Origin of the sequence: Mesorhizobium koreense (assembly GCF_031656215.1) — a bacterium.
GTDB classification, from domain to species: Bacteria; Pseudomonadota; Alphaproteobacteria; order Rhizobiales; family Rhizobiaceae; genus Mesorhizobium_L; species Mesorhizobium_L koreense.
Window position 1 is genome coordinate 2,188,825 of sequence record NZ_CP134228.1, and the last position, 26,289, is coordinate 2,215,113.

Annotated in this window: 27 protein-coding genes; 13 read left to right on the forward strand and 14 right to left on the reverse strand. The window is 62.4% G+C overall.

What is annotated here, in order from left to right; all coding sequences use genetic code 11:
• Positions 1-2 precede the first annotated feature (2 nt).
• Entirely contained in the window at positions 3-695 is a 693-nt protein-coding gene (locus tag RBH77_RS10385; RefSeq protein ID WP_311032064.1) for an ABC transporter permease, read from the reverse strand.
• A 102-nt stretch (positions 696-797) separates the two neighbouring features.
• On the opposite strand from RBH77_RS10385, the gene RBH77_RS10390 reads away from it, so the two are divergent.
• Entirely contained in the window at positions 798-1,673 is an 876-nt protein-coding gene (locus RBH77_RS10390; RefSeq protein ID WP_311032066.1) for a substrate-binding domain-containing protein, read from the forward strand.
• A gap of 35 nt (positions 1,674-1,708) precedes the next feature.
• On the opposite strand, the gene RBH77_RS10395 is transcribed toward RBH77_RS10390, so the two are convergent.
• The gene (locus RBH77_RS10395) at positions 1,709-1,915 is read right to left on the reverse strand and encodes a DUF6494 family protein (protein WP_311032068.1); all 207 of its coding nucleotides are present in this window, start codon (positions 1,913-1,915) and stop codon (positions 1,709-1,711) included.
• 553 nt (positions 1,916-2,468) lie between these two features.
• Here RBH77_RS10395 and speB (RBH77_RS10400) point away from each other — a divergent pair.
• Positions 2,469-3,437 carry an agmatinase gene (speB, locus tag RBH77_RS10400; RefSeq protein WP_311032070.1) on the forward strand — a complete coding sequence of 323 codons (969 nt, stop codon included), beginning with the start codon at positions 2,469-2,471 and terminating at the stop codon, positions 3,435-3,437.
• A gap of 18 nt (positions 3,438-3,455) precedes the next feature.
• Complete coding sequence (locus RBH77_RS10405) at positions 3,456-4,088, forward strand: DUF1989 domain-containing protein (protein ID WP_311032071.1); 633 nt, start codon at positions 3,456-3,458, stop codon at positions 4,086-4,088.
• A gap of 9 nt (positions 4,089-4,097) precedes the next feature.
• Here the strand turns inward: RBH77_RS10405 and RBH77_RS10410 are convergent, their stop codons facing one another.
• Positions 4,098-5,045: a LysR family transcriptional regulator gene (locus RBH77_RS10410; RefSeq protein WP_311032072.1), complete on the reverse strand. Its 948-nt coding sequence runs from the start codon at positions 5,043-5,045 to the stop codon at positions 4,098-4,100.
• A gap of 258 nt (positions 5,046-5,303) precedes the next feature.
• Here RBH77_RS10410 and RBH77_RS10415 point away from each other — a divergent pair, with 258 nt between their 5' ends.
• The 6 genes from RBH77_RS10415 to speB (RBH77_RS10440) all read left to right on the forward strand — a co-directional run bounded on the left by RBH77_RS10415 (position 5,304) and on the right by speB (RBH77_RS10440) (position 10,492).
• Complete coding sequence (locus tag RBH77_RS10415) at positions 5,304-6,158, forward strand: transporter substrate-binding domain-containing protein (protein WP_311032073.1); 855 nt, start codon at positions 5,304-5,306, stop codon at positions 6,156-6,158.
• A gap of 136 nt (positions 6,159-6,294) precedes the next feature.
• Positions 6,295-6,948, forward strand: coding sequence for an amino acid ABC transporter permease (locus RBH77_RS10420; RefSeq protein ID WP_311032074.1), 654 nt, complete (start codon positions 6,295-6,297; stop codon positions 6,946-6,948).
• A 4-nt stretch (positions 6,949-6,952) separates the two neighbouring features.
• Entirely contained in the window at positions 6,953-7,603 is a 651-nt protein-coding gene (locus RBH77_RS10425) for an amino acid ABC transporter permease (protein ID WP_311032075.1), read from the forward strand.
• 33 nt (positions 7,604-7,636) lie between these two features.
• Positions 7,637-8,467 (forward strand): amino acid ABC transporter ATP-binding protein, encoded by an 831-nt coding sequence (locus tag RBH77_RS10430; protein ID WP_311032076.1) that lies wholly within the window; start codon positions 7,637-7,639, stop codon positions 8,465-8,467.
• A gap of 32 nt (positions 8,468-8,499) precedes the next feature.
• On the forward strand, positions 8,500-9,510 hold the full coding sequence (gene speB / locus RBH77_RS10435; RefSeq protein WP_311032077.1) for an agmatinase: 1,011 nt from the start codon (positions 8,500-8,502) through the stop codon (positions 9,508-9,510).
• Positions 9,511-9,547: 37 nt separating this feature from the next.
• Positions 9,548-10,492 carry an agmatinase gene (gene speB, locus RBH77_RS10440; protein ID WP_311032078.1) on the forward strand — a complete coding sequence of 315 codons (945 nt, stop codon included), beginning with the start codon at positions 9,548-9,550 and terminating at the stop codon, positions 10,490-10,492.
• A 39-nt stretch (positions 10,493-10,531) separates the two neighbouring features.
• On the opposite strand, the gene RBH77_RS10445 is transcribed toward speB (RBH77_RS10440), so the two are convergent.
• Entirely contained in the window at positions 10,532-11,101 is a 570-nt protein-coding gene (locus RBH77_RS10445; protein ID WP_311032079.1) for a Crp/Fnr family transcriptional regulator, read from the reverse strand.
• Positions 11,102-11,457: 356 nt separating this feature from the next.
• Between RBH77_RS10445 and RBH77_RS10450 the strand changes: the two genes are divergently transcribed.
• On the forward strand, positions 11,458-12,801 hold the full coding sequence (locus RBH77_RS10450; RefSeq protein ID WP_311032080.1) for an amidase family protein: 1,344 nt from the start codon (positions 11,458-11,460) through the stop codon (positions 12,799-12,801).
• A 63-nt stretch (positions 12,802-12,864) separates the two neighbouring features.
• Here RBH77_RS10450 and RBH77_RS10455 read toward each other — a convergent pair whose 3' ends face one another.
• From RBH77_RS10455 to otsB, 10 genes are all read right to left on the reverse strand, one after another.
• Positions 12,865-13,452, reverse strand: coding sequence for a substrate-binding domain-containing protein (locus RBH77_RS10455; protein ID WP_311032081.1), 588 nt, complete (start codon positions 13,450-13,452; stop codon positions 12,865-12,867).
• A gap of 31 nt (positions 13,453-13,483) precedes the next feature.
• Positions 13,484-15,079 carry an ABC transporter substrate-binding protein gene (locus RBH77_RS10460; protein WP_311032082.1) on the reverse strand — a complete coding sequence of 532 codons (1,596 nt, stop codon included), beginning with the start codon at positions 15,077-15,079 and terminating at the stop codon, positions 13,484-13,486.
• Positions 15,076-16,731, reverse strand: coding sequence for a dipeptide ABC transporter ATP-binding protein (locus RBH77_RS10465; protein ID WP_311032083.1), 1,656 nt, complete (start codon positions 16,729-16,731; stop codon positions 15,076-15,078). Before RBH77_RS10465 ends, RBH77_RS10460 begins: the two co-directional genes overlap by 4 nt.
• Positions 16,728-17,570: an ABC transporter permease gene (locus RBH77_RS10470; RefSeq protein ID WP_371832857.1), complete on the reverse strand. Its 843-nt coding sequence runs from the start codon at positions 17,568-17,570 to the stop codon at positions 16,728-16,730. The genes RBH77_RS10465 and RBH77_RS10470 overlap by 4 nt, the downstream gene beginning before the upstream one ends.
• Positions 17,567-18,544 carry an ABC transporter permease gene (locus RBH77_RS10475; protein ID WP_311032084.1) on the reverse strand — a complete coding sequence of 326 codons (978 nt, stop codon included), beginning with the start codon at positions 18,542-18,544 and terminating at the stop codon, positions 17,567-17,569. Before RBH77_RS10475 ends, RBH77_RS10470 begins: the two co-directional genes overlap by 4 nt.
• A gap of 298 nt (positions 18,545-18,842) precedes the next feature.
• Positions 18,843-19,760: a dihydrodipicolinate synthase family protein gene (locus tag RBH77_RS10480; protein WP_311032085.1), complete on the reverse strand. Its 918-nt coding sequence runs from the start codon at positions 19,758-19,760 to the stop codon at positions 18,843-18,845.
• A gap of 75 nt (positions 19,761-19,835) precedes the next feature.
• Positions 19,836-21,272, reverse strand: coding sequence for an aldehyde dehydrogenase family protein (locus tag RBH77_RS10485; protein ID WP_311032086.1), 1,437 nt, complete (start codon positions 21,270-21,272; stop codon positions 19,836-19,838).
• A 144-nt stretch (positions 21,273-21,416) separates the two neighbouring features.
• Complete coding sequence (locus RBH77_RS10490) at positions 21,417-21,614, reverse strand: hypothetical protein (RefSeq protein ID WP_311032087.1); 198 nt, start codon at positions 21,612-21,614, stop codon at positions 21,417-21,419.
• Positions 21,615-21,687: 73 nt separating this feature from the next.
• On the reverse strand, positions 21,688-23,103 hold the full coding sequence (otsA, locus tag RBH77_RS10495; RefSeq protein ID WP_311032088.1) for an alpha,alpha-trehalose-phosphate synthase (UDP-forming): 1,416 nt from the start codon (positions 23,101-23,103) through the stop codon (positions 21,688-21,690).
• A gap of 17 nt (positions 23,104-23,120) precedes the next feature.
• The gene (otsB, locus tag RBH77_RS10500) at positions 23,121-23,915 is read right to left on the reverse strand and encodes a trehalose-phosphatase (RefSeq protein WP_311032089.1); all 795 of its coding nucleotides are present in this window, start codon (positions 23,913-23,915) and stop codon (positions 23,121-23,123) included.
• Between the two features lie 263 nt (positions 23,916-24,178).
• On the opposite strand from otsB, the gene RBH77_RS10505 reads away from it, so the two are divergent.
• From RBH77_RS10505 to rbsK, 3 genes are all read left to right on the forward strand, one after another.
• Positions 24,179-24,808, forward strand: coding sequence for a LysE family translocator (locus tag RBH77_RS10505; RefSeq protein WP_311032090.1), 630 nt, complete (start codon positions 24,179-24,181; stop codon positions 24,806-24,808).
• Positions 24,809-24,886: 78 nt separating this feature from the next.
• Positions 24,887-25,339: an RbsD/FucU family protein gene (locus tag RBH77_RS10510; RefSeq protein ID WP_311032091.1), complete on the forward strand. Its 453-nt coding sequence runs from the start codon at positions 24,887-24,889 to the stop codon at positions 25,337-25,339.
• 7 nt (positions 25,340-25,346) lie between these two features.
• Positions 25,347-26,282 carry a ribokinase gene (rbsK, locus tag RBH77_RS10515; protein ID WP_311032092.1) on the forward strand — a complete coding sequence of 312 codons (936 nt, stop codon included), beginning with the start codon at positions 25,347-25,349 and terminating at the stop codon, positions 26,280-26,282.
• Positions 26,283-26,289: the final 7 nt, after the last annotated feature.

The following is a 26,289-nucleotide window of genomic DNA, read 5'->3' on the forward strand; positions in this document are numbered from 1 at the left end:
CATCAGCCCGCCCGTTGCTCGGACCATAGCCGCATACCCCATGCGGCGGCGTTGATCGCGATGATGATGCCGATAAGGACAATTCCGAGACCCATTGCGAGCGGCAGGTTTCCCTTGGATGTCTCGAGCGCGATCGTCGTCGTCATGGTGCGGGTGAAGCCCTCTATGTTGCCGCCGACGATCATCACGGTCCCGACCTCCGCTGCCGCGCGGCCGAAGCCGGCGAGCAGCGCGGTAACGAGGCTGAAGCGGCTATCCCATAGGAGCGTCGCCACGCGGCCCGCCGGGCCGACGCCCATCGCGGTAAGTTCGTCGCGATATTCGCTCCAGAGATCCTCGATGGTCTGGCGCGCCAGCGCCGCGATGATGGGCAGCACCAGGAGCGCCTGCGCGACGACCATCGCGGCGGGCGTGAACAAGAGGCCGAACTCGCCGAGCGGCCCCGATCGCGAAAGGAGCAGGTAGACGGTCAACCCGACAACGACCGGCGGCAGCCCCATGAAACCGTTGAGAACCACGACCACCGCGGAACGCCCGGGAAAGCGCGTGAGGGCCAGCATGGCTCCGAGAGGCAGGCCGGCTATGACCGCGATCGCAACGGCGGACAGGCTGACCGCGAGCGACAGCCGCACGATGGCGAACAGCGTCGCATCACCACTCGCGATAAGTTGCCATGCGCTGACGCCTTCCGACATTCAAAACCCTTGCCCGCGACAGATTCCACGCAACTTCTGCTGCATTCATTCTGTACTGGTCAAGTAATTGAACTTGCGCAGGAATATGCATAAACTTGCAGGATGGATCTACTGACGACAGCCGAAGCCGCCGACTATCTACGCCTGGGCGAGCGCAAACTTTACGAGCTGGTCGCCGAAAACCGGATTCCGTGCAGCAAGGTGACCGGCAAGTGGCTGTTTCCGCGCCACGAACTGGACCGTTGGGTTCTTTCGGGGCTGACCCGTCCCGCGGGCATGATCATGCCCGAACCGCCTCCGATCGTTGGCGGCAGCCAGGACGATCTGCTCGAATGGAGCCTGCGCCAGGCGGGCTCGGGCCTTGCGTCGCTCAACGAGGGTACGGAAACAGGGGTGATGCGGCTGTTGCGCGGGGAAGTCGCCGCTGCTGCGATCCATTTTCACAGCGAGGCCGACGATGCCAATGTCGTTGCAGCGCGCTCGATCCCTCAATTGCACGACGCGGTGCTGATCGGTTTCGTGCGGCGCGAGCAAGGGCTTCTGCTGCCGCCGGGCAACCCGAAATCACTCAACAGTCTTGCCGATGTCCTTGAGAACCATGCCCTGATAGCGGTGCGTCAGCCCGGCGCCGGAGCGGACATGCTGCTCGAACTATTGCTCGGCCGATGCGGTGCGCGGCGAGGCGATCTCAATCGACTTCAGCCACCCTGCCTCACAGGCCCTGATCTTGCCGCGGCAGTCCGTACCGGACGAGCCGATTGCGGCATCGCCACGCGCTCCGCGGCACTCGCAGCCGGTCTCGAATTCGTGTCGCTGATGTGGGAAAATTTCGATCTTTTGATGCGGCAGCGCACCTATTTCCAGCCTTCGGTGCAGGCGCTGGTGCGATTCCTCGGGCAGGACGGCTTCGCCCGACGCGCCGCCGAGCTGACCGGATACGACACGAGCCCGTCCGGAGAAATCCGGTTCGTCAGTTGACCCGCCTGTGTCTTTGACGCCCTAGGTCGCCGGCATCAGCCGAGATCGATTTCACCTTCGACGACGTGGCGTAAGCCGGCGCGCTCCGCGGTGATCACGGCCTTCACGATCAGGCGCCCTTGACCCTTGAGGTCTTCCTTCTCCACGGCTTTTTCGATCGCCTGCTGCGAGGTCACGCCGACCTGCTTCAGAAACTTGCGCATCGAGACGTTGAAAGGATCGGTTTCCATGTTCTGCGTCATGTGCCTGCCTCGAATTATGTGGATGATGCCGCTTCGCCAGTTCGATATTCGACGGGTTTCGCCCAGCGAAACGTACTGTCGCTAACGGAGCACGGAACCGTCAGGTGCGCAACGCATATGACGTTCGGCATAGCGCTGCTGGCGGCTGAGTACCTTCATGTGTCACTACCGAGGTGAGGCCCAAACCTGTCTCATCTCCGCTCTCCTGAAGCGCTACGATGAGCCGGAATTTTCCCGCTCTCAGTCCAACTCGCTCCCAGTCCAGAATGCCTTTACTCTCGGTTGAGACGATCCTGTCTCGTTGGTGCTGATGCCGACGAGAAATAATCGAAAACCACGATATGAACGACGAATACTCGTTATGGATTGGAGTTCGATGCGAATGCTAAGCAAGAGCCGGTGAATTGAACACCTGTGTGCATTCAGCGGGCTTTACGTCGATCGCAGGCGGTTCCGGATCACTAGGGCAATCGAGCAGCCCGGCCGGCTGCGTTCTTCTGCCGACGATCTTTTACAGCCCGCCGGAGAAATTCATGATCGATGGAGGATTTTGATGACAGGACATGGATACGAGAGCGGGCGTCTCGATCTTCCTTTCGTGGGGCTTTGTACGTTCGGCAAGCGTCCCGCCTGCCTGGACTGGAACAAGATCGATGCGGACGTCGCGGTCCTGGGCGTACCTTTCGACATGGGCACCCAATATCGTTCCGGCGCCCGCTTCGGCCCCCGCGCTATCCGCGAGGCATCGACGCTTTTCTCCTTCGGCCATAGTGGCGCCTATGATCATGAGGACGACGAGGTCTACCTGCCTCTCGACAAGGTGCGGATCGTCGACATCGGCGATGCCGACATCGTGCATACCGATACCGCAACCAGCCACGCCAACACCGAAAAGGCAGTGCGGAAGATCCTCGAGAAAGGAGCCCTTCCGCTGGTGCTGGGCGGCGATCACGCCATCAACATCCCCTGCGTTCGGGCCTTCAGCGAACATGGTCCGATCCATATCGTGCAGATCGACGCGCATCTGGACTTCGTCGATGTCCGCCACGGCGTGCGGGAAGGTCACGGCAATCCCATGCGGCGGGCCGCCGAGCAGTCTCATGTTACAGGACTGAGCCAGATCGGCATCCGCAACGTTTCCTCGACCGCCCGGGACGGTTACGAGGATGCGCGCCAGCGGGGCTCGACGATTCTTTCCGTGCGGCAGGCGCGCAAACTCGGCGCCGAGGGCGTTCTTGCCGGCATACCGGCCGGCTCCCGCTATTACGTGACACTCGATATCGACGGCTTCGATCCTTCGATTGCGCCCGGAACGGGCACGCCCAGCCACGGCGGCTTCCTGTACTATGAAGTCATGGAAATCCTGAAGGGCCTGGTCAAGCGGGGCGACGTCGTCGGCATCGATCTCGTCGAGGTCGCGCCGGCTTACGATCCTTCGGGCATAACCGGATTCCTGGCGGCACAGGTATTGTTGAATTTCCTGGGCTATATCTTTGTCGAACGGGAAGCGCGGAAAGGCTGAACGAAAAGGAAGCGGAGCATGGACAAGAGCGGTCAGCAGGACAAGGTCTGCGTCATCCCCGCACGCAAAGGCGTCGCCGCGCGTGTGAGGAAGGGCCAGATCGTCACTGTCATCAACACGCATGGAAGCCAGGTCGTGGATACATGGGCGTTTTGCGCGAACGATGTGACCGAGTTCATGTCGATGGAGCACAGCCGCGGTGCCATGCTGAAGCTCAATCCGAAAGTCGGCGATACGCTGCGCAGCAACAGGCGTCGCCCGATGCTGACCGTCGTGGAAGACACATCCGGCGGCGTGCACGATACGCTGATCGCGGCATGCGATCGCTATCGTTACGAGCAGCTGGGGCATGCAGGCCACCACGACAATTGCACCGATAATCTCGCCGCGGCTCTGTCGGTGCTCGGCCTTGCGCCGCCGGAAACCCCGTCTCCTCTCAATCTGTTCATGAATATTCCGGTCGGCGAACAGGGTTCGATCTCTTTCGAGGCCCCGGTCTCGGAGCCGGGCTCCCATGTTTCGTTGCTGGCGGAAATGGATATCGTCGTCGCTTTTTCGGCCTGCCCGCAGGACCTCGTGCCGGTCAACGGAGCCGCGTGCGTTCCAACGGACGCCCACTACAGGATCGATGACGGGGCGCCCCGCATTTAACGCCCGAAGCTATTTTCTGCGGCTGGTCGGCGGTGGATTATGCCCTGGATCTACGGGACGCTGGCCGCTGCTGGCTACCCTCCTTCGCAATTCCTGAGTGAATATCCGTTGCGACAGGGAAGCTTTCTTGTGCTTGGGCGAGATGATGACGAACGGCGAGCGGATTTGCGCTTCGGGAACCAGCAGCGCCTTGAGCCGGTTTTTCTCCCTGAACATGACCGTCATGTGGTCCGGCAGGTAGCCGAGAAAGTGGCCGCTTAGAATGTACATGGCCTGCGCCTCGATATTCGAGGCATAGGCGCCGACCCTTGCATCTGGAATGTATTGCAACTCGGACTTGTTCGCATATGGCCGCACCACGACCTGTGCCGCCTCCACGTCCGCCTTCGTCACGACCTTCTTGCCGAACAGCGGATGACGTTCGCTGCAATACAGGGAGTTTATTTCGTGATGGAACTCTGTTTGTGCGTAACCGGGAAGCAGTTTTATGCGCGGGGAGATGGCGCAATCGATGCCGCCCTTGGCGATATCGGCTATGAGCTGTTCCGGCGAGCCGATCGTTATGCGCAAATCGACCTCGCTGGCCTTTCTGATGAATTGATCGATTACGTCGTCAAGCCCGAGGGCCGTATCGGTGACGGTCGCATCGACGATCCCCACGCGCAGTACGCCGGTCGCGCGCGAACGTAGCTCACCCAGTTGTTGCTCGAACGACGAGAGCGCCGACGTCAGCGAATGGGAATAATCGTAGACGGCGCTGCCGCGGTCGGTGAGCGCGAAGCCACGCCGCCCGCGCTGGCACAGCGAAAAACCGAGCCGCTGCTCAAGCGCATTGATCTGGAAGCTGATCGTCGATTGGCTCATGGAAAGCGCCAGTTGCGCGCCGGTGAAGCCGCCATGCTCCACCACAGAACGGAAAACCCGCAGCGCTCGAATATCGGATGCCGACAACCGCATATGGGAGCTCCCTGAAGCGCGCGCCCGGCCCAGCGGCGTCACATCGTAAATTCCGATCTATAGTCTATTCCTTCCACATTTATCAGAGAGTCAATGCTGCTATGCTGCGGTCGTACGATTTCCGCATCGCCGGTCGGTACGGGGAATGCCTAGGGGTGGATGCATAAGTCGCGGATGATGGAAACCGCACTGCACGCGACGCAAATCACGTGAACTGAAATTCAACAACGAGCGAGAACATGGGGACAGGAGGAATTCATGCGATCTGCTTTGAAGTTGTGCGCCTCGGCGTTGCTTGCCGCTTCGCTGTCGCTGGTGATGGCGAGCGTAGCCACCGCAGCCGATCTTCTTGAACGGATCAAGGAAAAGGGCGAGATCGTCATCGCTTCGGAGGCCCGCTACCCGCCGTTCGAATATGTCGAGAACGGCAAGATCGTAGGCTACGGCGTGGATCTCTTCCAGGAAGTCATGAAGGCGCTTCCGGATGTCAAGGTCACGCGTCTCGACCTGCCGTTCCAGGGCCTGCTGCCCGGTTTGCAGACCAAGAAGTTCGATGCGATCATTACATCGGTCACGGTGAACAAGCAGCGCTACGACACCTATCGGCTATCCTTGCCAATCGCCGATGCCTCTTTCGCGTACGTCAAGCGCAAGGGCGATACATCGCTCAACAAGCCCGAGGATTTGAGCGGCAAGACCGTCGGCACGCAGGCCGGCTCGGCCCAGCTCAAGGCCACCCAGTCTTTCTCCAAACAGCTCGAGGGGAAGGGACTGGCGCCGATCGCCAGCATACAGACATACGTGGACTTCAACGAAGCCTATGCCGACCTCGCTGCGGGACGGACCGACGCGGTGGTGAACTCGCTGCCCAACCTGCTCTACCTGCAAAAGCAGCGCGGCGACGTTTTCGAAACCGTGCAGACGACCTTCGGAGCACCGACCTATTTCAGCTGGGCCTTTCGCAAGGACGACGACAGCAAGTCGCTGGCCGATCTCGTCGACGATCAGTTCCGGAAGCTCGCGGCCGATGGAACGATGGCCAAGCTTCAGGAGAAGTGGTTCGGTTTCACAATGAAACTGCCGACCGACGCGCTTCCTGTGCCGCAGGAGTGACGACAACTCCGGCTCGGCCGGACGCCGCGGGGACAATTGCGACAGCGTGAGCATGCGTCCCCGCAGCGGCGTCGGTTGTATCGTCAGGATATCTCCCCGCGCCGGTTTCGGATCAAGCTTTTCAGGGTGATGTTCGGTGGCTACAATTGCCCTCATCCAGGACAATCTGCCCATGATGCTGTGGGGCACGGGCGTCACGATCCTCGTCTCGGGCGTGGCCATTGTGCTCGGCATGCCGCTCGGCCTGCTGCTGTGCTTCGGATTGACGTCCGCGAGCGCGTTGCGGCGCCGGGTTTCACGCATCTACCAGAGTGTGTGGCGCGGTACGCCCATCCTCGTGCAGTTGCTGATCATCTATTACCTGCTGCCGCTGATCGGCATAAACGTGGCGCCCATCCTCGCGGCCATCCTCGCACTGACGCTCAACACCATCGCCTTCCAGGCTGAAATCTTCCGCGGCGGGCTCTTGGCGATCCCGCCCGGACAAATGGAAGCCGCTCGCATGGTGGGGATTCGCAAGTGGTCGGCGCGCATCTACATACTTGTTCCGCAGATATTCCGGCTGGTCATCCCCTCGCTGGTCAACGAGACCATCAGCATCCTGAAGAATTCCTCGCTGGTTTCCGTTATCGCGGTGACGGAACTGATGCGCGTAAGCCAACAGATCGTGGCGACGACCTACCGTCCGTTCGAGATCTACATCACGGCTGCCGTCATCTACATCGTCACCAATTTCCTTTTGTCGCTGATCGGCCGCGCCGCGGAGCAGCGGCTGGCGCGCGGGACCTGAGCCCATGACACAGTTTTTCGACCTGTGGGTACAGTACGCGCCGCTGATGCTCGCCGGACTGGTGACGACGGCGTGGATTTGCGCGCTGGCGACCGTTTTGGGCATAGCCGTCGGCCTCGTTCTCGCCTGCCTGGAGGGGGTGGGCTTGAAGCCGCTGCACTGGGCCGTGCGCACCTACATCGAGATCATGCGCGGCTTGCCGATCCTGATCCTGCTCTTTGTGCTCTACTACGGCGGGCCGAGCATCGGGCTCAGGCTGGATGCGGAAACGGTCGGCGTATTCGGCCTCGGCTTCTACGGCGCCGCCTATTTCGCGGAAATCTTCCGCTCCGGCTTCCAGTCCATCCCCAAGGGGCAGATCGAGGCCGCCCGCATGGCCGGTCTCACGAGCACGCAGATCGTGCGCCATATCAAGTTGCCGCAGATGCTGGTCCTGATCACGCCGCCAATGGTCAACGAGGTCATCATCCTCATCAAGGAATCGGCGGTTCTTTCCATCATCACGGTCGCCGAACTGACCAAGAATACGACGCAATTCGTCAACGAGACCTATGCCGTCATCCAGCCCTATCTCGCTGCCGCGCTGCTTTACTGGCTGCTGGTGGAAGCCGTCGCACAGGTCGGTAAATACGTAGAGCGGCGCGTACGGTTTTAGGCGATGTATCTACAGAACGATCGGACAGAAGCGATGGTCACCCAATCTTCCGAACCCGTCATCAAGATCCGGGATTTGACGAAGGAGTTCGGCAAGTTCACCGCACTGTCCGGAATATCGCTGGATATCAACCCCTCGGAGGTTGTCTGCATCATCGGTCCTTCCGGGTCGGGCAAGAGCACGCTGCTGCGCTGCACCAGTTTCCTCGAGGAATACACGAGCGGTGAAATCGAAATCGAAGGCCGCCTTCTCGGCTACCGAAGGTCGGGCACCGCACTGATACGCGAAAGCGAGCGTAACATCGATGCCGTACGGCGGAATGTCGGCATGGTGTTCCAGCACTTCAATCTGTGGCCGCATATGACGGTGCTGGACAATGTGACGCTGGGACCCCGCCTGACCAAGCGCATCCCGGTCACAAAGGCCCGGGAGGCAGGCCACCGAGCGCTCGCCAAGGTCGGATTGGGTGATTTCGCGGACCGCTATCCCTCGCAGCTCTCCGGGGGGCAGCAGCAACGCGTCGGCATCGCCCGCGCGCTCGCCATGGAGCCGCATGTGATCCTGTTCGACGAGCCGACCTCCGCCCTCGATCCGCAGCTTGTCGGCGAAGTTCTCGATACCATGAAGCAGTTGGCCAGTGAGGGTATTACGATGGTGATCGTCACCCACGAAATGGGTTTCGCGGCCCAGGTTGCCGACCGCGTCGTGTTCATGGACCACGGCAAGGTGATCGAGCAGGGTCCACCCGCCAAGCTGTTCAACAAGCCGCAAAGCTCACGCCTGCGGGAATTTCTCGACACCTGGAGGTCTCGCAACATGCTCTTCCAGACCGAGCAGGCGACTGCCGGGGAACAGAGCCAGTGATTCCTGTCGCAAAGTCGTGAAGGAGCGCGCTCATGAATGAAGCGCTGAGCCCGGCCGGTGTCCCGCGTATTTACGGCGATGTACCGCCCTTTATGGCAGTCCCCTATGTGCGCGACCTTGCGGGGCTTTCGGCCGATGCGGTCGTGCTGGGGATGCCGTATGACGGCATCGCGACATTCCGTGGCGGGGCGACGCGGCGCGCGCCGCAGGAGATCCGCAAATATTCGCTCCTCTACGGCAGCTACAGCTTCGACTGGGACCTGGACATGTCGATGCACATCGCGGTGGCCGACGCAGGCGACATCGACGTGGTGCCCGGAGACAACGTCGCCAGCTATGCGCGTTTCGAAGCGAGACTTGCCGCGGTGCTGGCCGCCGGCGCCGTTCCTCTGTCCATCGGCGGCGATCACGGCATCAGCTACCCGGCGGTGCGGGCGGTCAGCGATGCCGGTGACCTGCCGGTCGGCCTCATCGTCTTCGACACCCACCTCGATCTCAGTGAATCCTTCAGCGGCGATCGCCTTACTCGCGCTTCCCCGCTTTTGCGTATTACCGAACTAGACAAGGTGGATCCGCATCGGGTCGTGGTTATCGGCGCGCGAGGGCCACGCAACCTGCCGGAATGGACGCCACTCTACAGGCAGCTCGGCATCACGGTATTTTCCATGGAGGAAGTCGAGCGTCTCGGCATCGAGGCCGTGGCCGAACATGCGCGTGCGATAGCCAGCGCGGATGGCGCCCGGCTGTATATCAGCCTCGATATCGATGGCGTCGACCCGGCCTTCGCGCCGGCCACGAACAGCCCCGAACCGGGCGGTCTCACTTCGCGGGAGATCATTCGCGCGGTGCGTATTGCCGCGCGGGACGGCTTTGCCGGATTCGATCTGGTGGAAGTGTCGCCGGATTTCGATTCATCCAGCGGTACGACCAGCATTCTCGCAGGCCGTCTGCTCGCGGAAGCGCTGTTTTGCCTGGCGGCCAGGAAGGCCGGTCGACAGGACGCGTGGCGACACGCCCATGCAACCGGCAGCGCACGCGAATAGCTTGCGTCGGGCTTGGGTATCTGAAGGAGGCACGACGATGAGCACCGAAAATTTCCAGCCGCTCGACTCCGGCAAGGTACCGCGGTTCGCGGGGTTATCGACCTTCATGCGCTTGCCGGTGGTGCGTCCCGACCAGGTCGACATCGCCCTGATAGGTATCCCCTTCGACAGCGGTACGACCAATCGGCCGGGGGCCCGCCACGGGCCGCGTGAGATACGCAACCAGTCCGCTCTGGTGCGACGCGTCCATCACGCTACCGGCCTGTCGCCCTTCGACCTGGCGCGCGTGGGAGATTGCGGCGACGTACCGTTGAGCCCGCTCGACCTGAATGGCGCGCTCGACACCATCTCTACCTACTTCGCCAATGTCCGCCGAGCGGGAGCGAAGCCGCTCGCCGTGGGTGGCGATCATCTCGTTACGCTGCCGATCCTGCGCGGAACCGTGGACGAGCCGGTAGGGCTGATCCACTTCGATGCCCATTCGGACACTTACGACGAGTTCTTCGGCAACCGATACAATCACGGGACGCCGTTCCGCCGCGCCGTGGAAGAAGGCTTGCTCGATCCGAAACGCATGATTCAGATCGGCATAAGAGGCTCGATCTCGGATGCGCGGAACTATGATTTCGCACGCGACGCCGGCATCCGCATTGTTTTCATCGAAGAATTCATAGCGCGCGGTGCGGAATCAATCATGGCGGAGGCCCGCTCGATCGTTGGCGAAGCGCCCACCTACATATCGTTCGATATCGATGTGATCGATCCCTCCTTCGCTCCTGGAACCGGCACTCCCGAGATCGGCGGCATCACTACGCGCGAGGCTCAGCAGATGGTCCGCGCGCTCCACGGCCTCGACATCGTGGCTGCTGATCTGGTCGAGGTGTCGCCCCCGCTGGACCCCTCAGGTCTGACCGCACTGACCGGAGCAACGCTTTTATTTGAGTTGCTGAGCGTCATGACTGGAGCCAGCATATTGAGCTGATAGACGGCAGAACATGGCGCGGCGGCCGAACCGGAAGGGTCAGGGCGACCTGCCCAGCCGTTCAGCCAATCTTTCCTTGGAAACCACCTTCACCACGCCATTTCCCAGCGTAACGAGGCCGTCCCGACGCAGGCGTGCCAACGTTCGTGTAACCGTGATGCGGGATGCGCCGATGATTTCAGCCATCTGGGCATGGGTGAGCTGGATGGACAGGTCGCCGTAGCTGGCGAAGCGCAGCAGAAGATTTAGCAACGCACCCTCGTGCGACCGCCTCGCGGTCATCGCAAGTTTGGGAATGAGGGAACGCTGCTTTGAGCTCATGATCTTGATGAGCACCAGGGCAAGCCGGGAATCGGCGGCCATGGCATTAGCCACATCGTCGGCGTGGAATTCGATGAGCTTGGCCGGCGACAGTGTCTCGGCCGTGATCTGGCGCGGTTGCCGCTCGAATGCCGGACCCTCGCCGAAAAGGGAGCCGGGGCCCATGATTTCAAGGACGAGCACGGCGCCGTTCGGATGATAATAGGTCGCCTGAACGGCGCCCTTCTCCACCAGGTAGAAATACGGAGATATCTCTTCCTGGGAATAGATCTGGACGCCTGCAGGCAACGTGATCGTGCGTCCGGCGGGTGCGAATTCGAGCCAGGTACGGATCAGAGGCCGTGCGATCGACCAGGTTGGGGAAACTTGCCTCGGCAGTCGCTTTCCTCCCTACACACCCGTTTTCCGGCTTCGGCATGGCCCCGCTGTGGCCAACGCGATCCGCGGCAAGTTCAGCATACTCCTGAACGCCCCGGCCAAGAACGACTTGTAGCAAATGATACCAAATCTCCCGCCGGAGAAAGCAAGAATACAACCATCATGCGACGAGATCGGGCGCAAAGGGTCAAATCGTGACGGCAGGTGCCGCGTTACCGAAAAATCGCAGTTTCACGTCCCGGCTCTCCGCACGTGAAATTGCCCGGATGGTCACGGTTGGCGAATTGGGAACGGAAGAGATCGCGCGCGCTGTCCTGAGCGATGTGGAAGCTGTGGATCCGCTGCTCAACTGCTTCGCCGCGCTCGATCCGGATCTCGTTCTCCGGCAGGCGGCGCGGTTGCAGAAGGCGTTGAGCCGCGATCCGTCGGCAGCAGGCCCGCTATGCGGCGTACCTGTTCCGGTCAAGGATCTGATCGCCACACGCGACTATTCGACGGCATTCGGCTCGAAGCCATTCCGGGAGAGCCGTGCGTCGGCCGACGCGCCTACCGTCGCGCGAGCGCTCAAGCGGGACGCCCTTCTGTTCGGCAAAACGACCACCAGCGAATTCGGATGCAAGGCGACAGGCTTCAGCCCGCTCACAGGTTTCACGCGAAATCCCTGGGACACGGCGTTGACCCCCGGCGGATCAAGCGCCGGATCGGCCGCGGCGGTCGCGGCGGGGCTGGCGCCGGTTGCCCTCGGCACGGATGGGGGCGGCTCCGTCCGCATCCCCGCGGCACTCACCGGGATAGTCGGCTTCAAGCCGACATTCGGACGAGCGCCGGTCCATCCCGTATCGGCGACGCCGACGGTCGGCCATGTCGGCGTCCTGGCACGCAACGTCCGCGATGCCGCGCTCCTGGTCGACGCGATCACCGGCTATGACGCCCGCGATCCATATGCCCTGCCGTTTCCCGCCACCGCCGGCCTTGCCGCCTGCGGGGCCGATTTGGGGCGTCCGCGGGTCGCCTATAGTCCGACGTTGGGATATGCGCGGCCCGATCCAGGCGTGCGGCGCGTAGTCGAGCAGGCCGTCGGGTGTCTTGAAGATATGGGCTGCGAGGTCACACTGGTGGAATCGGTCTTTGCCGATTCCGCCGACATCTGGGAGAGCGAGTTCTATACCGATGTGGCGATGAAGCTACGCATACTGCTTGCGGCCCAAAGATCCGAACTTGATGCCGACGTTGCCGCCAAGCTCGAAGACTATGCCGGCCGCAGCCTTCTTTCTCATCGCGAGTTGGCCTTGAAGCGTTATCAGCTGCGCGATGTGGTGCGGGCGTTGTTCGAAACCTTCGATTTCCTTGTCACTCCCACTCTGCCCGTCGTCGCTTTTCCGGTCGAGCGGACGGCGCCTGCCGGATATCGGCAGGACGATCTCGTCGCCTGGGCGTCTTACACTTACCCCTTCAATTTGACGGGCCATCCGGCCGTATCCTTGCCCGCTGGCCTCGTCGACGGTCTTCCTGCGGGCCTGCAGATCGTTGCGAACCTCTACGAGGAGGAGCGACTGTTCGCCATCGCCGCCGCTTTCGAAGAGGCGCGACCCTGGCCGATGCTGGTGTAGCGCTCACCGGAAGATTATCGCCGCGCGGCCGCAATGGGGCTGCGCGGCGACTTTTGTCAGAGTTCAGCCAACGTTCTCCGCAAGCAGTCGGCGCACCGGTGCATCGCGCCAGGCTGTGATCTCGCCAAGGCGTACCCGTTCACGGCCATAGACCAGCCAGCATACATCGACCTCTCCGATATATTCATCGATCCGGAAACGGTCGGGGTATCGATCGACCAGTTCCGTCGTCGTGAATCCGGAATCGTATTTGCCGGCCAAAAGTCCCTGCGCGACGGCGCTGTTGGATATTTCCGTCACGATCGTCGACCACCGGCTCTGGTCGAAATAGCCTGCCGTTGCGATCATGTAGCCTAGCGATTGCGGGGATTCGACATTCTTTCGGGTCACGACTCCCATCGGCCTGGTCGGGCCGATGAAGCTGTCCACCAGGAAGATCTCCCGGTGGAACTTTTCGATGGTTATCGCGACTTCGGGATGGGCGCAGACCTGGGTGAAGAAGTCGATCTTCCCGCTCCGCAGCATCTCGAGGGCCTGGCTGTAGGTCTCGAAAAAGGAAAGCTCGGCATCCGTCAGTCCATGAAACCGCAAGTATGCCCTTGTTGCCTTTTCGTGGTTGCTGCCCGCGGGTCCGAGGGTTGCTATCCGCATCAGTCGATTCCTTCTTCGTGATCGCTTGGCGTCAGTTGACGTAGGCGTTGGCGAAGCTGCTCACCACGCCGGTGCCGCCGGTCACCAGATCGTGCACGCGCACATTGGTGACGGTTACGAACTTCATTTCCATGATCCAGAGCACGGGCAGGTCGTCGTAGAGGATGTGCTGGATTTTCGAGTAGATTTCCTGCCGCTTCGCCGGATCCACTTCCTTGGCGCCCTCGTCGAACAGTTTGTCGATCTCGGGATTCGAGTAGCCGCTCTCGTTGCTGAAGGGCACGCCCTTCTTGATGTTGTCGCTCGTATAGGTGCGACCGACGCGCACGGCCGGATCGGCATACTGATAGCCGTAGGTGAAGGTCGTGGAGTAATCCCAATCGGCGAATTTCTTCCGCCAGCCGGCGACGTCCGCGCCTTTCAGTTCGACAGCTATGCCGACCTTGGCGAGCGCCTGCTTTACGTATTCGGCCATGCGGTTCCAGACCTCGCCATAGGGCAGGGGCATCATCTCGATGGTGGCGCGCACGCCGTTCGCATCCGGCTTGAGGCCCATCTCGTCGAGAAGTTCGGCCGATTTCTTGGGATCGTAGGCATAGGGCTTCATCGACTTGTCGAAATAGAGCGTCGAATGCGCCAGCGGACCGACGGCGACCTCACCGAGCCCGTTCCAGATGTTGTCCTTGATGAATTCGCGGTCGATCGCATACATCATCGCCTTGCGGAAACGGGGATCGTCGAGCGGCTTTTTCCGATTGTTCACCTCGATCCACATCATCGGCGACAGGTATTCGTAGCCTTTGGTGCTCACATGGAGGTTCGGCAGTTTCCTGAGCCGCGGGATGTCGAAAACCTCGATATCGTTGAAACTCGTCACGTCGATGTCGCCGTTCTCCAGCGCGGCCGCGCGGGACGCCGAATCGGGAATAACGACGAAGTAGAGGGCATCGAGATACGGCTTGCCCTTTTGCCAGTAGTTCGGGTTCCGCTTCAGCTTGATGTATTCGCCATGCTTCCATTCGTCGAGCATGAACGGGCCGGTTCCGATCGGCTTGTCGTTTTTCGGGCTGTTGCGGAAATCCTTCTCGTCCTTGTAGACGTGTTGCGGCACGATGGGCGCCTGTTCGGCGGAGAAGCTGTAGAGAAAAGCCGGCTTCGGCGACTTCAGCTTGAACGCCACTTCGGTCGGCGACACTGCCGTGACCGAATCGACATTCGCCATGTAGTTGCGGACCCCGACATTGGTTTCCAGCAGGAATTTCGTGAAGGAGAAGACGACGTCCTCGGCGCTGAAAGGCTCGCCGTCGCTCCACTTGACGCCCTCCTGGAGCTTGAAGTCGTAGGTCAGCCCGTCGGCGCTGACGGTCCATGACTTGGCCAGGCTCGGCTCGGGCTTGAGGTCGAAGGAATAGTCGAGCAATCCCTCATAGATCTTGCTGCCGACGATCTGGACCGGGGTCTGCGGATTGACGCCCACCATCAGCGTCGGCGGTTCCGGGTTGATGGCCATGCGCAGCGTGCCGCCATGCTTCGGTTCGGCGTATCCGTTCGATGCGAACGATGCCACGGCCAGGGCCGCCAGGGCGCCCGCGATCAGCGGGCGCATGGATTGCAGATATGGTCTCATCGCACTGTTTCCTTCCCATTTTGTTGTTCAGTTGCATTCTCTTCTCCGCACCGGCTCCGGCCAGGAATGGAGGCGATGAGACGGGCGGTGTAGGGGTGTTGCGGCGAGGCGAAGATATCTTCCGGTCGTCCTTGCTCGACGACCTCGCCGCGCAGCATGACGGCGATGCGGTCGCAGATCCGGCCCGCGACCCTGAGATCGTGCGTGATGAACAGCACCGTGAGTTGAAGCCGGCGGCGCAGATCGGCGATAAGGTCCAGGATCTGCGCCTGGATGACCACGTCCAGGGCGGAGACGGCCTCGTCGGCGATCAGCAGGGTCGGATTTGTGGCAAGCGCGCGGGCGAGTGAAATACGCTGGCGCTGACCGCCGGAGAATTCGTGGGGAAAGCGGTCCAGCGCCCTGGCATCGAGCCCCACCAGTTCGAGCAGCCTTCCGGCTTCGTCCCTGGCCGTGGCGCCGTTTCTGCCGCCGAGCGCCAGGACATTGCCCAGTATGCCGCCGACCGTCTGGCGCGGATTGAGCGATCCGAAAGGATCCTGGAAGACCATTTGCACGCGCGGCCGAAATGCCCGCATGGCGCTACCGTCGAGATGGGCCATGTTGACGCCGTCGACCAGGATGTCGCCGCTATCGGGACGAGCCAGGCGTACGATCAATCGGCCGAGCGTCGATTTCCCGGATCCGGACTCGCCGATGATCCCGAATATCTCGCCGCGGTTCACCGAAAGGTCGATGTTCCGCACCGCGTCCACGACAGTCCGCCTGGCGAATGGTCCGGCGCGCCGGACAAAACGCTTGGAAAGCCCTTTTATCTCCAGCGCCGAAGCCGGCGGAACGGCAGGCTTGCGGCCGCCTCGCACATCCAGATCGGGCACCGCGGCGATCAGCCGGCGCGTGTAGGGATGGGTCGGCCTCTCGAGGATATCGCTGACAGCGCCCGCTTCGACATTGTTCCCCTTCTCCATGACGACCACCCGGTCGGCAATTTCGGCTACGACGCCGAAATCATGGGTCACGAACAGAACCCCGGTCCCGTAGGCCTGTTGCATGTCCTTGATGATCGAAAGGATCTGCGCCTGGGTTGTCACATCGAGCGCGGTCGTGGGCTCGTCGGCGATCAAGAGCGCGGGCCTGAGCGCCAGCGCCATGGCGATCATCACCCGCTGGCGTTGCCCTCCCGACAACTGCATCGGGTAGGCACTCAGCGTATTTGCCGGATCCGGCAGGCGTACCTGCTCGGCGAGTTCATGAAGCCGCTCGTTGATGAGGGTTTGGCTGGAAATCCCATGGACCCGCATCGCCTCGGAGATCTGGTCGCCGACCCGCATCAGCGGATTGAGTGCCGTCATCGGCTCCTGGAAGACCATGGACAGCTTGCGCCCGCGGATGCGTCGAAAATCTCTTTCAGGGAGAGACTGTATCTCCTGTCCCTCGAGAAGCACGCGGCCTCCAAGGAGATGCAGATTTGCGGGGAGCAATCCCATCACGGCGTGGGCGACAACGGATTTACCCGAGCCGGACTCGCCGACCATGCACAGCGTCTCGCCTCGGCGGAGCGCAAAGTCGATGTTCTCTATCGCATGCGCGCGCTGGCCCGAGGGCGGTAGCGCGACGGTCAATCCCTCGACCTTCAGGACGTCCGCCGTCATGGAAGGGCCTTCAACGCGCTTCTGGGATTGAGCGCTTCGTTCAGCGCCTCCCCGACGAAATTGATGGCAAGGACGGTCAGAAACACGGCAAGGCCCGGCATGACGCTCACCCACCATGCCGTGCGAAGCGCGGTGCGGGATGCGCCGACCATGTATCCCCAGCTCATCAGGTTCGGATCGCCCAGGCCGATGAAGCTGATCGCCGCCTCGAGGAGGATCGCGGTCGCGACCATCAGCGATGCCAGTACGATGACCGGACCGAGCGCATTAGGCAGGATCTCCTTGAGGATGATGGAGGTGTGGCTGCGGCCTGCTACAATGGCGGCCTCCACGAATTCGCGATTGCGCAGGCTCAGGAATTCCGCGCGCACCAGCCGCGCGACCGGCGGCCAGCTTACGACCGAGATGGCGATGACGATGGAGGTGATGCTCGGCGTCAGGATTGCAACCAGCACCAGCGCCAGCATGAAATGCGGGACCGTCTGGAACAGCTCCGTCAGCCGCATCAATGCGTCATCGATCAAGCCGCCATAATAGCCCGCAACGGCGCCGATCAGCATGCCCAGCAGGAATGGCAGCGCGGTTGCCACGATGCCGACCAGCAGCGACACCCGTGCTCCATAGAAGATGCCGGCCATGACGCTGCGGCCGATCGTGTCGGTACCCAGGAGGAAGCCGTCCGAGAAGGGCGGCGCAACCGGCGGCCCGACGACTTCCCATGGGCCGCCGGGGAACAGCAGCGAGGCGGAAAATGCCATGGCAAGTACACCGAGCAACACGGCGACCGATGCGACGAATACCCAGTCCCGCTGAGGCAGCCGTTCAAGGGCGCGTCTCATGTGCGTGTCCCCGTACGCGGGTCGATCAGCACATAGAGCCCGTCGACGATCAGGTTTGCCAGGACGACCAGCAGCGACGTGACGAAGAAGACCGCCAGAAGCGTGTTGTAGTCGCGCTGCAGGACGGCGTTGAAGGCCAGCAGACCCAGGCCCGGCCAGCCGAAGATGGTCTCGATGATGATCGCTCCGCTGAGCAACTGGCCGACCTGCACGCCCGCAAGCGTGAGGATGGGGAGGACGGCATTGCGCAAGGCGTGCACGAACAGGATGCGCGCGCGGCCGACGCCCTTGGCCCTCGCCGTCTTGATGAAATCCATGTCCAGCGTTTCGACCATGCTGGCGCGTGTCATCCGCGCGTAAAGCGCCAGGTAGAACAGCGTCAGGGTGAGGACGGGCAGCACGAGGTGCTTCAGCCGATCAAGCAAGGCCGGAAGCCCCGTGTCCGGGCCGGCAATCGTCGCACGGCCGAAGGCGGGCAGCCAGTCGAGTTCGACAGAGAAGACCAGCACCAGCAGAATACCGACCCAGAACAGCGGGGTCGCATAGAAGACCAGCGACAGGGCCGTGGCCGTGCGATCCCAAAAGCCGCCACGGTTTACGGCGGCGGCGGTACCGAGCAGCACGCCTGCGACGAGCGCCAGCACGAAGGCCGATGCGGTAATCTCAAGGGTAGAGGGCAGTCTCTCCCAGATGATCTCGCTTACCGGTCGTCGCTCGCGGTAGCTCATGCCGAAGTCGAGAACCGCGAGCTTCTTCAGATAGATGCCCAATTGCTCGGGCATCGACCTGTCGAGGCCGAAATCGGCGCGCAACTGGTTGAGATAAACCGTGTCGGCGTCGCCCGACTGTCCTGCGATAACGGTCGCCGGGTCACCGGGCGCGAGGCGGATGAGGAAGAAGTTCATGATCGCCACGGCGAGGACGATCAGGAACGCCTTGATGAGCCTGCCCGAAATGTAGCGTAAAGTGTGCATTACTGGATGTCCCGGCAATGAATGTCCGGAACATCGGTAACACGGGAGGCCGGCAGTGACCTGTTCATCATGCGAGGGAATCCTCGCATAGCGGCCACCGCGCCTTACGTTCCTTGACCTGACGAGCCTCTTTCATGCAACGGAGTCTAGCCTCCGGTCGTTCGATGGCTGGTATCAGATGATACACAAAGGGCCATCTGTGCGATGCAGCGAAAAGGCGCAAGGTATCGAAGGACGTCGTCAACGAAGAGCGGCGTCTCGACAAAGCTTTGACGGGTAAGATCGACCTTGCCGATGCTTACCGCATCAGTTCGGCTACCTTTCCCAACGCGCTGGTCGAAAGCGCATCACCCAGTTCGGCCTTTTGCTTTGCCGACAACGCTGTCAGCGGTGGCATAGTGCGCGCCCAGCCGCCACGGCCGGTGAGTAGCGCCAGCGCCGTCTTGATCGAAGCGACGAGCGGGAAGCGGGCAACGATGGCACGGATATCGACGGCGTTGTCCAGCGCTTCCTTCCTCGCGGTCTCCTCCGAACCACTCCAGGCGATCTGCGCATAGGGGCCGGTGACATTGGCGGTGGCCGAGATGCAGCCGGCGAAGCCGAGTTCGGCGGCGCGGCCGAGCGAGGCTTCCGCGCTCGGAAACACGGCAAAGCCGGGCAGGTCGCGCGCCAAGCCGGCGGAATAGTCGAGGTCGCCGGAACTGTCTTTGAGGCCAAGCACCTGTTCGGGATGGGCGTTGCGCAGCCGGGCGACGATTTCCGGTGTATAGGGCACGCCTGAATTGGCGGGGAAATGGTAGAGATAAAGCTTCAGCCCATTGGCGCCGACCTTGCCGATCAGCGCCTCGACGTAACCCACGACACCGTCGGCATCGAGGCCCTTGTAGTAGAAGGGCGGCAGTAGCAGCGCGCCGGCAAAGCCGAGCGACTTTACTTCAGCCGTCAGCCGGCAGGCATCGTCCAGCGCCGCCGCGCCGGTGCCGACCATGAAGCGGTCTAGCGGCAGGCCGGCCTTGGCGATGGCACGCATGGCGGCGATGCGCTGTTCAACCGGGAAGGACGTCGCCTCGCCGGTGGTGCCGAGCAGGTTGACGCCGTCACAACCGCCGTCGCCGAGCAGCCAGCGGCAATGCTCGACCAGATGGTCGAGGTCGATCGACAGATCATCGCGAACGGGCGTGGCGGCGGCGGCGATGACGCCGGAAAGGCTGGGCATCTTATATTGTCTCCGGGAATCTGTTCGGGCTGTTGCCTTCTCCGCCGAGACGGAGAAGGATCTTTAATCGTCAGGTCAAGGCAGCGTGTAGGTCGTCTTGACGGTCGTGTAGAATTCGGCGGCGTAACGGCCCTGCTCGCGTGGCCCATAGGAGGAGCCTTTGCGGCCACCAAAGGGAACGTGGTAGTCGACGCCTGCCGTCGGCAGGTTGACCATGACCATGCCGGCCTCCGAATTACGCTTGAAATGCGAGGCGTGCTTCAGGCTGGTCGTGCAGATGCCGGACGACAGCCCGAAGATGGTGTCGTTCGCAATCACCAGCGCCTCGTCATAGTCCTTGGCGCGCTGGACGCTGGCGACCGGGCCGAAGATCTCCTCGCGGTTGATGCGCATGTCGGGCTGGGTGTCGGTGAAGAGCGCCGGCTGCAGGTAGAAGCCGGGCTTCTCCCGGTTCAGCCGCTCGCCGCCCCAGGCCAGCTTCGCGCCTTCCTTCTGGCCGATGTCGATATAGGAGATGTCCTGGTCGAGTTGGGACTGGTCGACCACCGGCCCGATATGCGTGCCGTCCTTCATCGCATCGTCCACGGTGAGACCCTTCAGCCGCTCCGTCAGCGCCGAGACGAACTTGTCATGGATGCCGTCGGTCACGACGAGGCGCGAGGAGGCGGTGCAACGCTGGCCGGTGGAGAAGAAGGCACCGTTGGCAGCAACCTCCACCGCCGTCTTCAGGTCGGCGTCGTCGAGCACGACGAGCGGGTTCTTGCCGCCCATCTCGAGCTGGAACTTGCGCATATGCTCGACGCAGGCGGCGGCGACTTTCTTGCCGGTCGCGACCGAGCCGGTGAAGGTGATGGCGTCGATGTGCGGCGAATTCAGCATGGTGTCTCCGACCACCGAGCCGCGGCCCATCACGAGGTTGAAGACGCCTTCCGGCAGACCCGCGCGCACGATGATGTCCGACAACGCCCATGCAGAACCCGGTACCAGATCGGCCGGCTTGAAAACCACTGTGTTGCCATAGGCGAGCGCCGGCGCGATCTTCCAAGCGGGAATGGCGATCGGGAAGTTCCACGGCGTGATGATGCCGACGACGCCGACCGGCTCGCGCGTGATCTCGACATCGAGGCCGGGGCGGGTCGAGGCGATCTTCTCGCCGGATAGCCGCAGCACCTCGCCGGCAAAGAAATCGAAGATCTGGCCGGCGCGGGCGACTTCGCCCACCGCTTCCGGCAATGTCTTGCCTTCCTCGCGCGCCAGGAGTTGGCCGAGCTCGTCCTTGCGGGCGAGGATCTCGTCGGACACTTTCTTGAGGATGTCATGGCGCTGCTGGATGCCGGAGCGCGCCCAGGCCGGGAAGGCCTTGCGCGCCGCCTGGATCGCATTCTCCGCGTCGTTGCGCGAGGCGCGAGTGTAGACGCCGATCACCTCGTCGATATTGGACGGGTTGATGTTCTTCGTTTCGTCGCTACCGGCCAGCCACTCGCCGGCGATGAAATTCTTATGGATCGTCATGGGTAACCAGTTCCTCTTTCGACTAGCGACTTCAGTGGGCCCCTATCTGACGCATATTGAGCCGAAGCGCCACCCGCCGCGCCTTGTCCGAGGCCGTCTGGATCGAAATATTTTGCGTTGATGGCCTGAAACCGCTGTGCCCGGTCAGCGGCCGCGCTTCGGCCTGCCGGATTTTCCGGCGGCTTTGTCCGTGTCCTTCAGATAGCCGAGCCCTTGCGACCCGGTCTGCGCGCCCTCGACCGGCCTTGTCGCACGTCGCTTTTCTTCCGGATCTTTATTCTTTTGCCGGTTGTGGCCGGCAAGCGGAATCTTTCCGCCCTTTCCTTCCTTCGCGGCCTGCATGGTCTTTCTCCTTCAAGAAGGACGAATTGCCCGCCCAACGCCTATATGGGGGCCCGTTCCCTGCCGCGCGGCGCTACGCCGCCGCGTCCGTTACTCGCAAGCCTTCGAGTGCGCTCAGGAAACTGCCCAACCAGGCGCGCGCGTCCTGCTTGCGGATGCGGGCGATCAGCGCCTTCTGGCGCCGCTGGCGTTCCTTCAGCGGCATCTGCAGCGCGCGGAACAAATTCTCGGCCATGTCGTCGATATCGTAGGGATTGACGATCAGCGCCTCGGCCATCTCCTCCGCCGCGCCGGCGAATTGCGAGAGCACCAGCACGCCCGGATCGTTGATGTCCTGCGCGGCGACGAACTCCTTGGCCACGAGGTTCATGCCGTCGCGCAGCGGCGTGACGAACCCGACCTGGCTGGCGCGGAAGAGCGCCGCCAACTTCTCGCGCGGCACGTTGCGCTGGATGTAGCGGATCGGCGTCCAGTTGAAATCGGCGAAGCGGCCATTGATGGAGCCGGAAAGGCCGGCAAGCTCCTCCTTGATGTCGGCATAGGATTGCACCTCCTGGCGCGAGGAGGGGGCGATCTGCAGGAGCGTGACCTTCTTATGTATCTCCGGATGCTGTTCGAGCAGCCGGCCAAAGGCCTTGAAGCGGTCCGGCAGGCCCTTCGAATAGTCGAGCCGGTCGACGCCTATGATCTGCCTGCGGCCAAGCACCTTGCGCCGCAATTCGTCGATCGCGACTTCCTCGGATGCGCGGCTCGCCATTTCGGCGAAATGGTCCACGTCGATGCCGATCGGGAAGGCGCCGGCGCGGAAGCTATGCCCGGCCGCCTCGAGCGAGCTGTCCTTGCCGACCATCGCGCCGGCCTGCTCTTTGGCGTAGCGGCGAAAATTGCCGAGGTCGGCCTCCGTCTGGAAGCCGATCAGGTCGTATTCGAAGAGGCACCCTACCAGCCAATCATGGTCGGGCGCGGCCGCCAGCAGGTCGGGCGGAGGAAAGGGGATGTGCAGGAAAAAGCCGATGCGCTGGCGGCAGCCGCGCCTGCGCAGTTCGGCGGCCAGCGGGATCAAATGATAGTCATGCACCCAGATAATGTCGTCCGGTTTGAGGAAGGGCAGGATTGTCTCGGCGAACTTCTCGTTCACGCGCCGGTAGCCGTCGTGGAAGGGCTGCCGGAAATCGACGAGGTCGAGCCGGTAGTGAAAGAGCGGCCACAGCACGGAATTGGCGTAGCCGATATAGTAGGCTGCGTAGTCCTCCGGTCTTAGCGCGACCGAGATTTGCATAACCTTGCCGATCCGGTCGACCTTCGGCTGGCCGGGCTCCTTCAGTTTGCGGCCGCTCCAGCCGAACCAGACGCCGCCGCGCTCTTTCACCGCATCGGCGAGGCCGACCGCCAGCCCGCCTGTCTGTGTCGTCTTGCGCAGATCGGCGACGCGGTTCGATATGACGACGAGCCTTGGCCCGTTCGTCGCTGTCCCTTCAAAATCCGTCATGCTCCTTGCAATGCCGCTCAGGCGCGGGCGGCGGTGCTCCTTTCCGTCCTGTTGTACTGTTGGGTAAGAGCCGCCAGCCACTCACGGAAAGCGTCGATATCGGCGGCGCGGTAGGCGGCTATCGTGGCGCCAGGGCCGATTTTCATGGAAACCCCTTTTAGTTTCAGTATCTTGTTAAATGCATCCTCATCCGTTGAATCATCGCCGGCGAAAAACGGGTGCCGACCTCGGAAGGGCTCTTCCTTCAGGAATGCGGCAATGGCGTCCGCCTTCGTTGCGCTGCCGGCCTTGAATTCGATGACCATCTTTCCGTGTAGCATCCGCAATTCCATATGCGTCTCCACGATGCTGCTGGCGATCTCCAGACACTGCGGCTCCAGCTCTGGACGGCGGCGGAAATGCAGCGCGACGGAGCCGGGTTTCTCCTCGATCAGAAGACCGGGGTGGAGACGCGCCATCGCCTGAAAGCGGGCGCGAGCAGCGGCAAGCGGCGCTTCGGGAAGGGCGGTTCGGAAGACCTCGCCGCCGGCGTTCCGGCGCTCCAGCCCGTGCACGCCGGCGACCGGCAATTCCAGCGGGTCGAGCATACGGTCGATATCGGCAATAGGCCGGCCCGAGATGATCGCAACCGCCCCGTCGGCCGCTTTCGCCAGCGCGGCGAGGGTGTGCCGTTCGCGCTCCGGCAGGACAACTGCGGCCGGATCGTCCCTGAAATCCGCCAGCGTGCCGTCGAAATCCAGGAAGAAGGCCGTGTGCTCCGGCCCCAGCAGGGAAGGATCGAGGTCGGCGAGCGTCCGGGGTTCTTCTGCCATCGTGTCTCCGTTTCGGTCACTGCGGTCCATGTAGGGCGCGAACGGCCGAAGCGGAGATGCAAAGCGGATTCTTTGGGGCTGTCCGCCGATGCAACCCGGCCGGATACGCGTACCGACCCGGGGGTGGAGGGTAGGGGGAGGCGCGAGCGGCCGGCTCCCGCCATCATGCTGTCAGTATCTTTCACGCGGGGTCTATGGCGACGGTGCAATCAGCGCTATCAAGCGCATCCTTCCCACCGTTCCCGGCCTATCAGGCTCTATCGATGATCGCGCACTACCTGCCCCAGCTTCTGCTTGCCTGGTCGATCCAGTGGATGGGCGTATTGTCGCCCGGGCCGAGCGTGATGCTGATCCTGTCGGTGGCGACGAGCCAGGGACGGGCGCCGTCGCTGGTTACGGCATCCGGCATCGCTTGCGGCACCATCATTCTGGCGACGGCGACAGTGCTCGGCCTCGCCTCGCTTTTCGCACAGGTGGCCGAACTGATGATCGCGGTGCGCCTTGTCGGCGCGGTCTATCTCCTGTGGCTCGCCTGGAAGGCGTTCCGCAACGCCGCGCTCGACAAGGAACTGGTACTCAAGCGGACGGCAACGGGCAGTCCGTGGCGTTCCGCCCTCAACGGCTTCACGCTTCAGATCTCGAATCCGAAGGCGATCTTCTTCTGGATAGCGGTGGCAAGCGTCGGCGGTGTCGGCAATGCGCCGCTGCCGGTAATCTTGATCTTCATCGCGGGAGCCTTCGTGAATTCCTTCGCGGGCCATGGAGGTTACGCGCTCCTCCTGTCGTCCGGGCCGATCCGCCGCCTCTATCTGCGCTTCCGTAAATGGGTCGAAGCCGGACTCGGCTGCTTCTTCCTGTATGCGGGCTACCGGCTGGCAATGACGGTGCGCTGAACGCGGGACCGCTCTTGCGCTGCCCTCCGATCCGTGGTCATCCTTCGCGCCTCAGAAAAACGCAGGAGCCGCCGCGCCATGCTCAAGGGCATAGATCCCATTCTTAATGCCGATGTCCTTTACGCGTTGCGCTCCATGGGCCATGGCGACGATCTCATCATCGCCGACACCAATTTCCCTTCCGATTCGGTCGCGCGGCAGACGCGGCTCGGCCGGCTCTTGAGAATTGATAACGCATCGGCTGGTCGCGTGGCGAAGGCGATCCTTTCGGTGATGCCGCTTGACAGCTTTGTCGATCATCCGGCGCTCAGGATGGAGATCGTCGGCGCGCCGGACGACATCCCGCCCGTGCAGGTCGAGGTGCAGCAGGCGATCGACGCGGCCGAGGGCAAGCCGATGCCGATGGGTTCGATCGAGCGCTTCGCCTTCTACGACCTGGCGCAGAAATCCTATTGCGTGATCCAGACCGGCGAACGCCGCTTCTACGGCTGCTTCGCCTTCAAGAAGGGCGTCATCGCGCCGGATGCCTGAGCCCAAAATGTCAAAAAGCGGCGTCGCTATCCTCGGCATCTTCGTGGCCGACCTTGCCTTCCGTGCCGGACGGATGCCGGGCATCGGGGAGACCATTTCCGGTTCCGGCTTCAAGCTCGGGCCGGGCGGCAAGGGCTCGAACCAGTCGGTCGCGGCAGCACGCGCTGGCGCGGCCGTTACCTTCGTTTCCCGCATCGGCAAGGACGATTTCGGTCGTATCGCGCTTGCGACATGGAAAGCCGAAGGTATTACGGCGCGGGTTGCGGAAAGCGCCGACGAGCCCACGGGCGCTGCCTTCATCTACGTCAACGAGAAGAACGGTGAGAACGCCATCATCGTGGTGCCGGGTGCGGCCGCCGGAATCAGCCCGGCCGATGTCGAGGCAGCAGAAGATGCGATAAGGAACGCCGCCGTCTTCGTAACCCAGCTCGAACAGCCCGTCGCGGCGGCGAAGCGCGGGCTGGAGATCGGGCGCGCCGCCGGCGTTACCACGATCTTCAATCCCGCGCCGGCCGAACCGGTCGAGGACGATATCTTTCCGCTCTGCGACTACGTGACGCCGAACGAGCATGAGGCGGCGACACTGACGGGCATCGCGGTCACCAATGTGGATGAAGCACGGAGGGCCGGTGACATCTTTCTCTCCAAGGGTGCCGGCGCAGCACTCATCACGCTGGGAGAGAAGGGCGCGCTTCTCCACACGAAAGACCGCTCGATCCTCGTTCCGGCCTTTGATGCCGGGATGGTGGTGGAGACGGCCGGTGCGGGCGATGCCTTCAACGGTGCCTTCGCGGCGGCGTTGGCGCGCGGGCTGGAAGCGGAAGCGGCGGTGCGTTTCGCCTGTGCGGCAGCCGGCATTTCGGTGACGCGGCACGGTACCGCTCCGTCGATGCCGCGCCTGGCGGAAATCGAGGCGCTGCTGGAAAAATCAAAGCCCGGATGACGGTAAG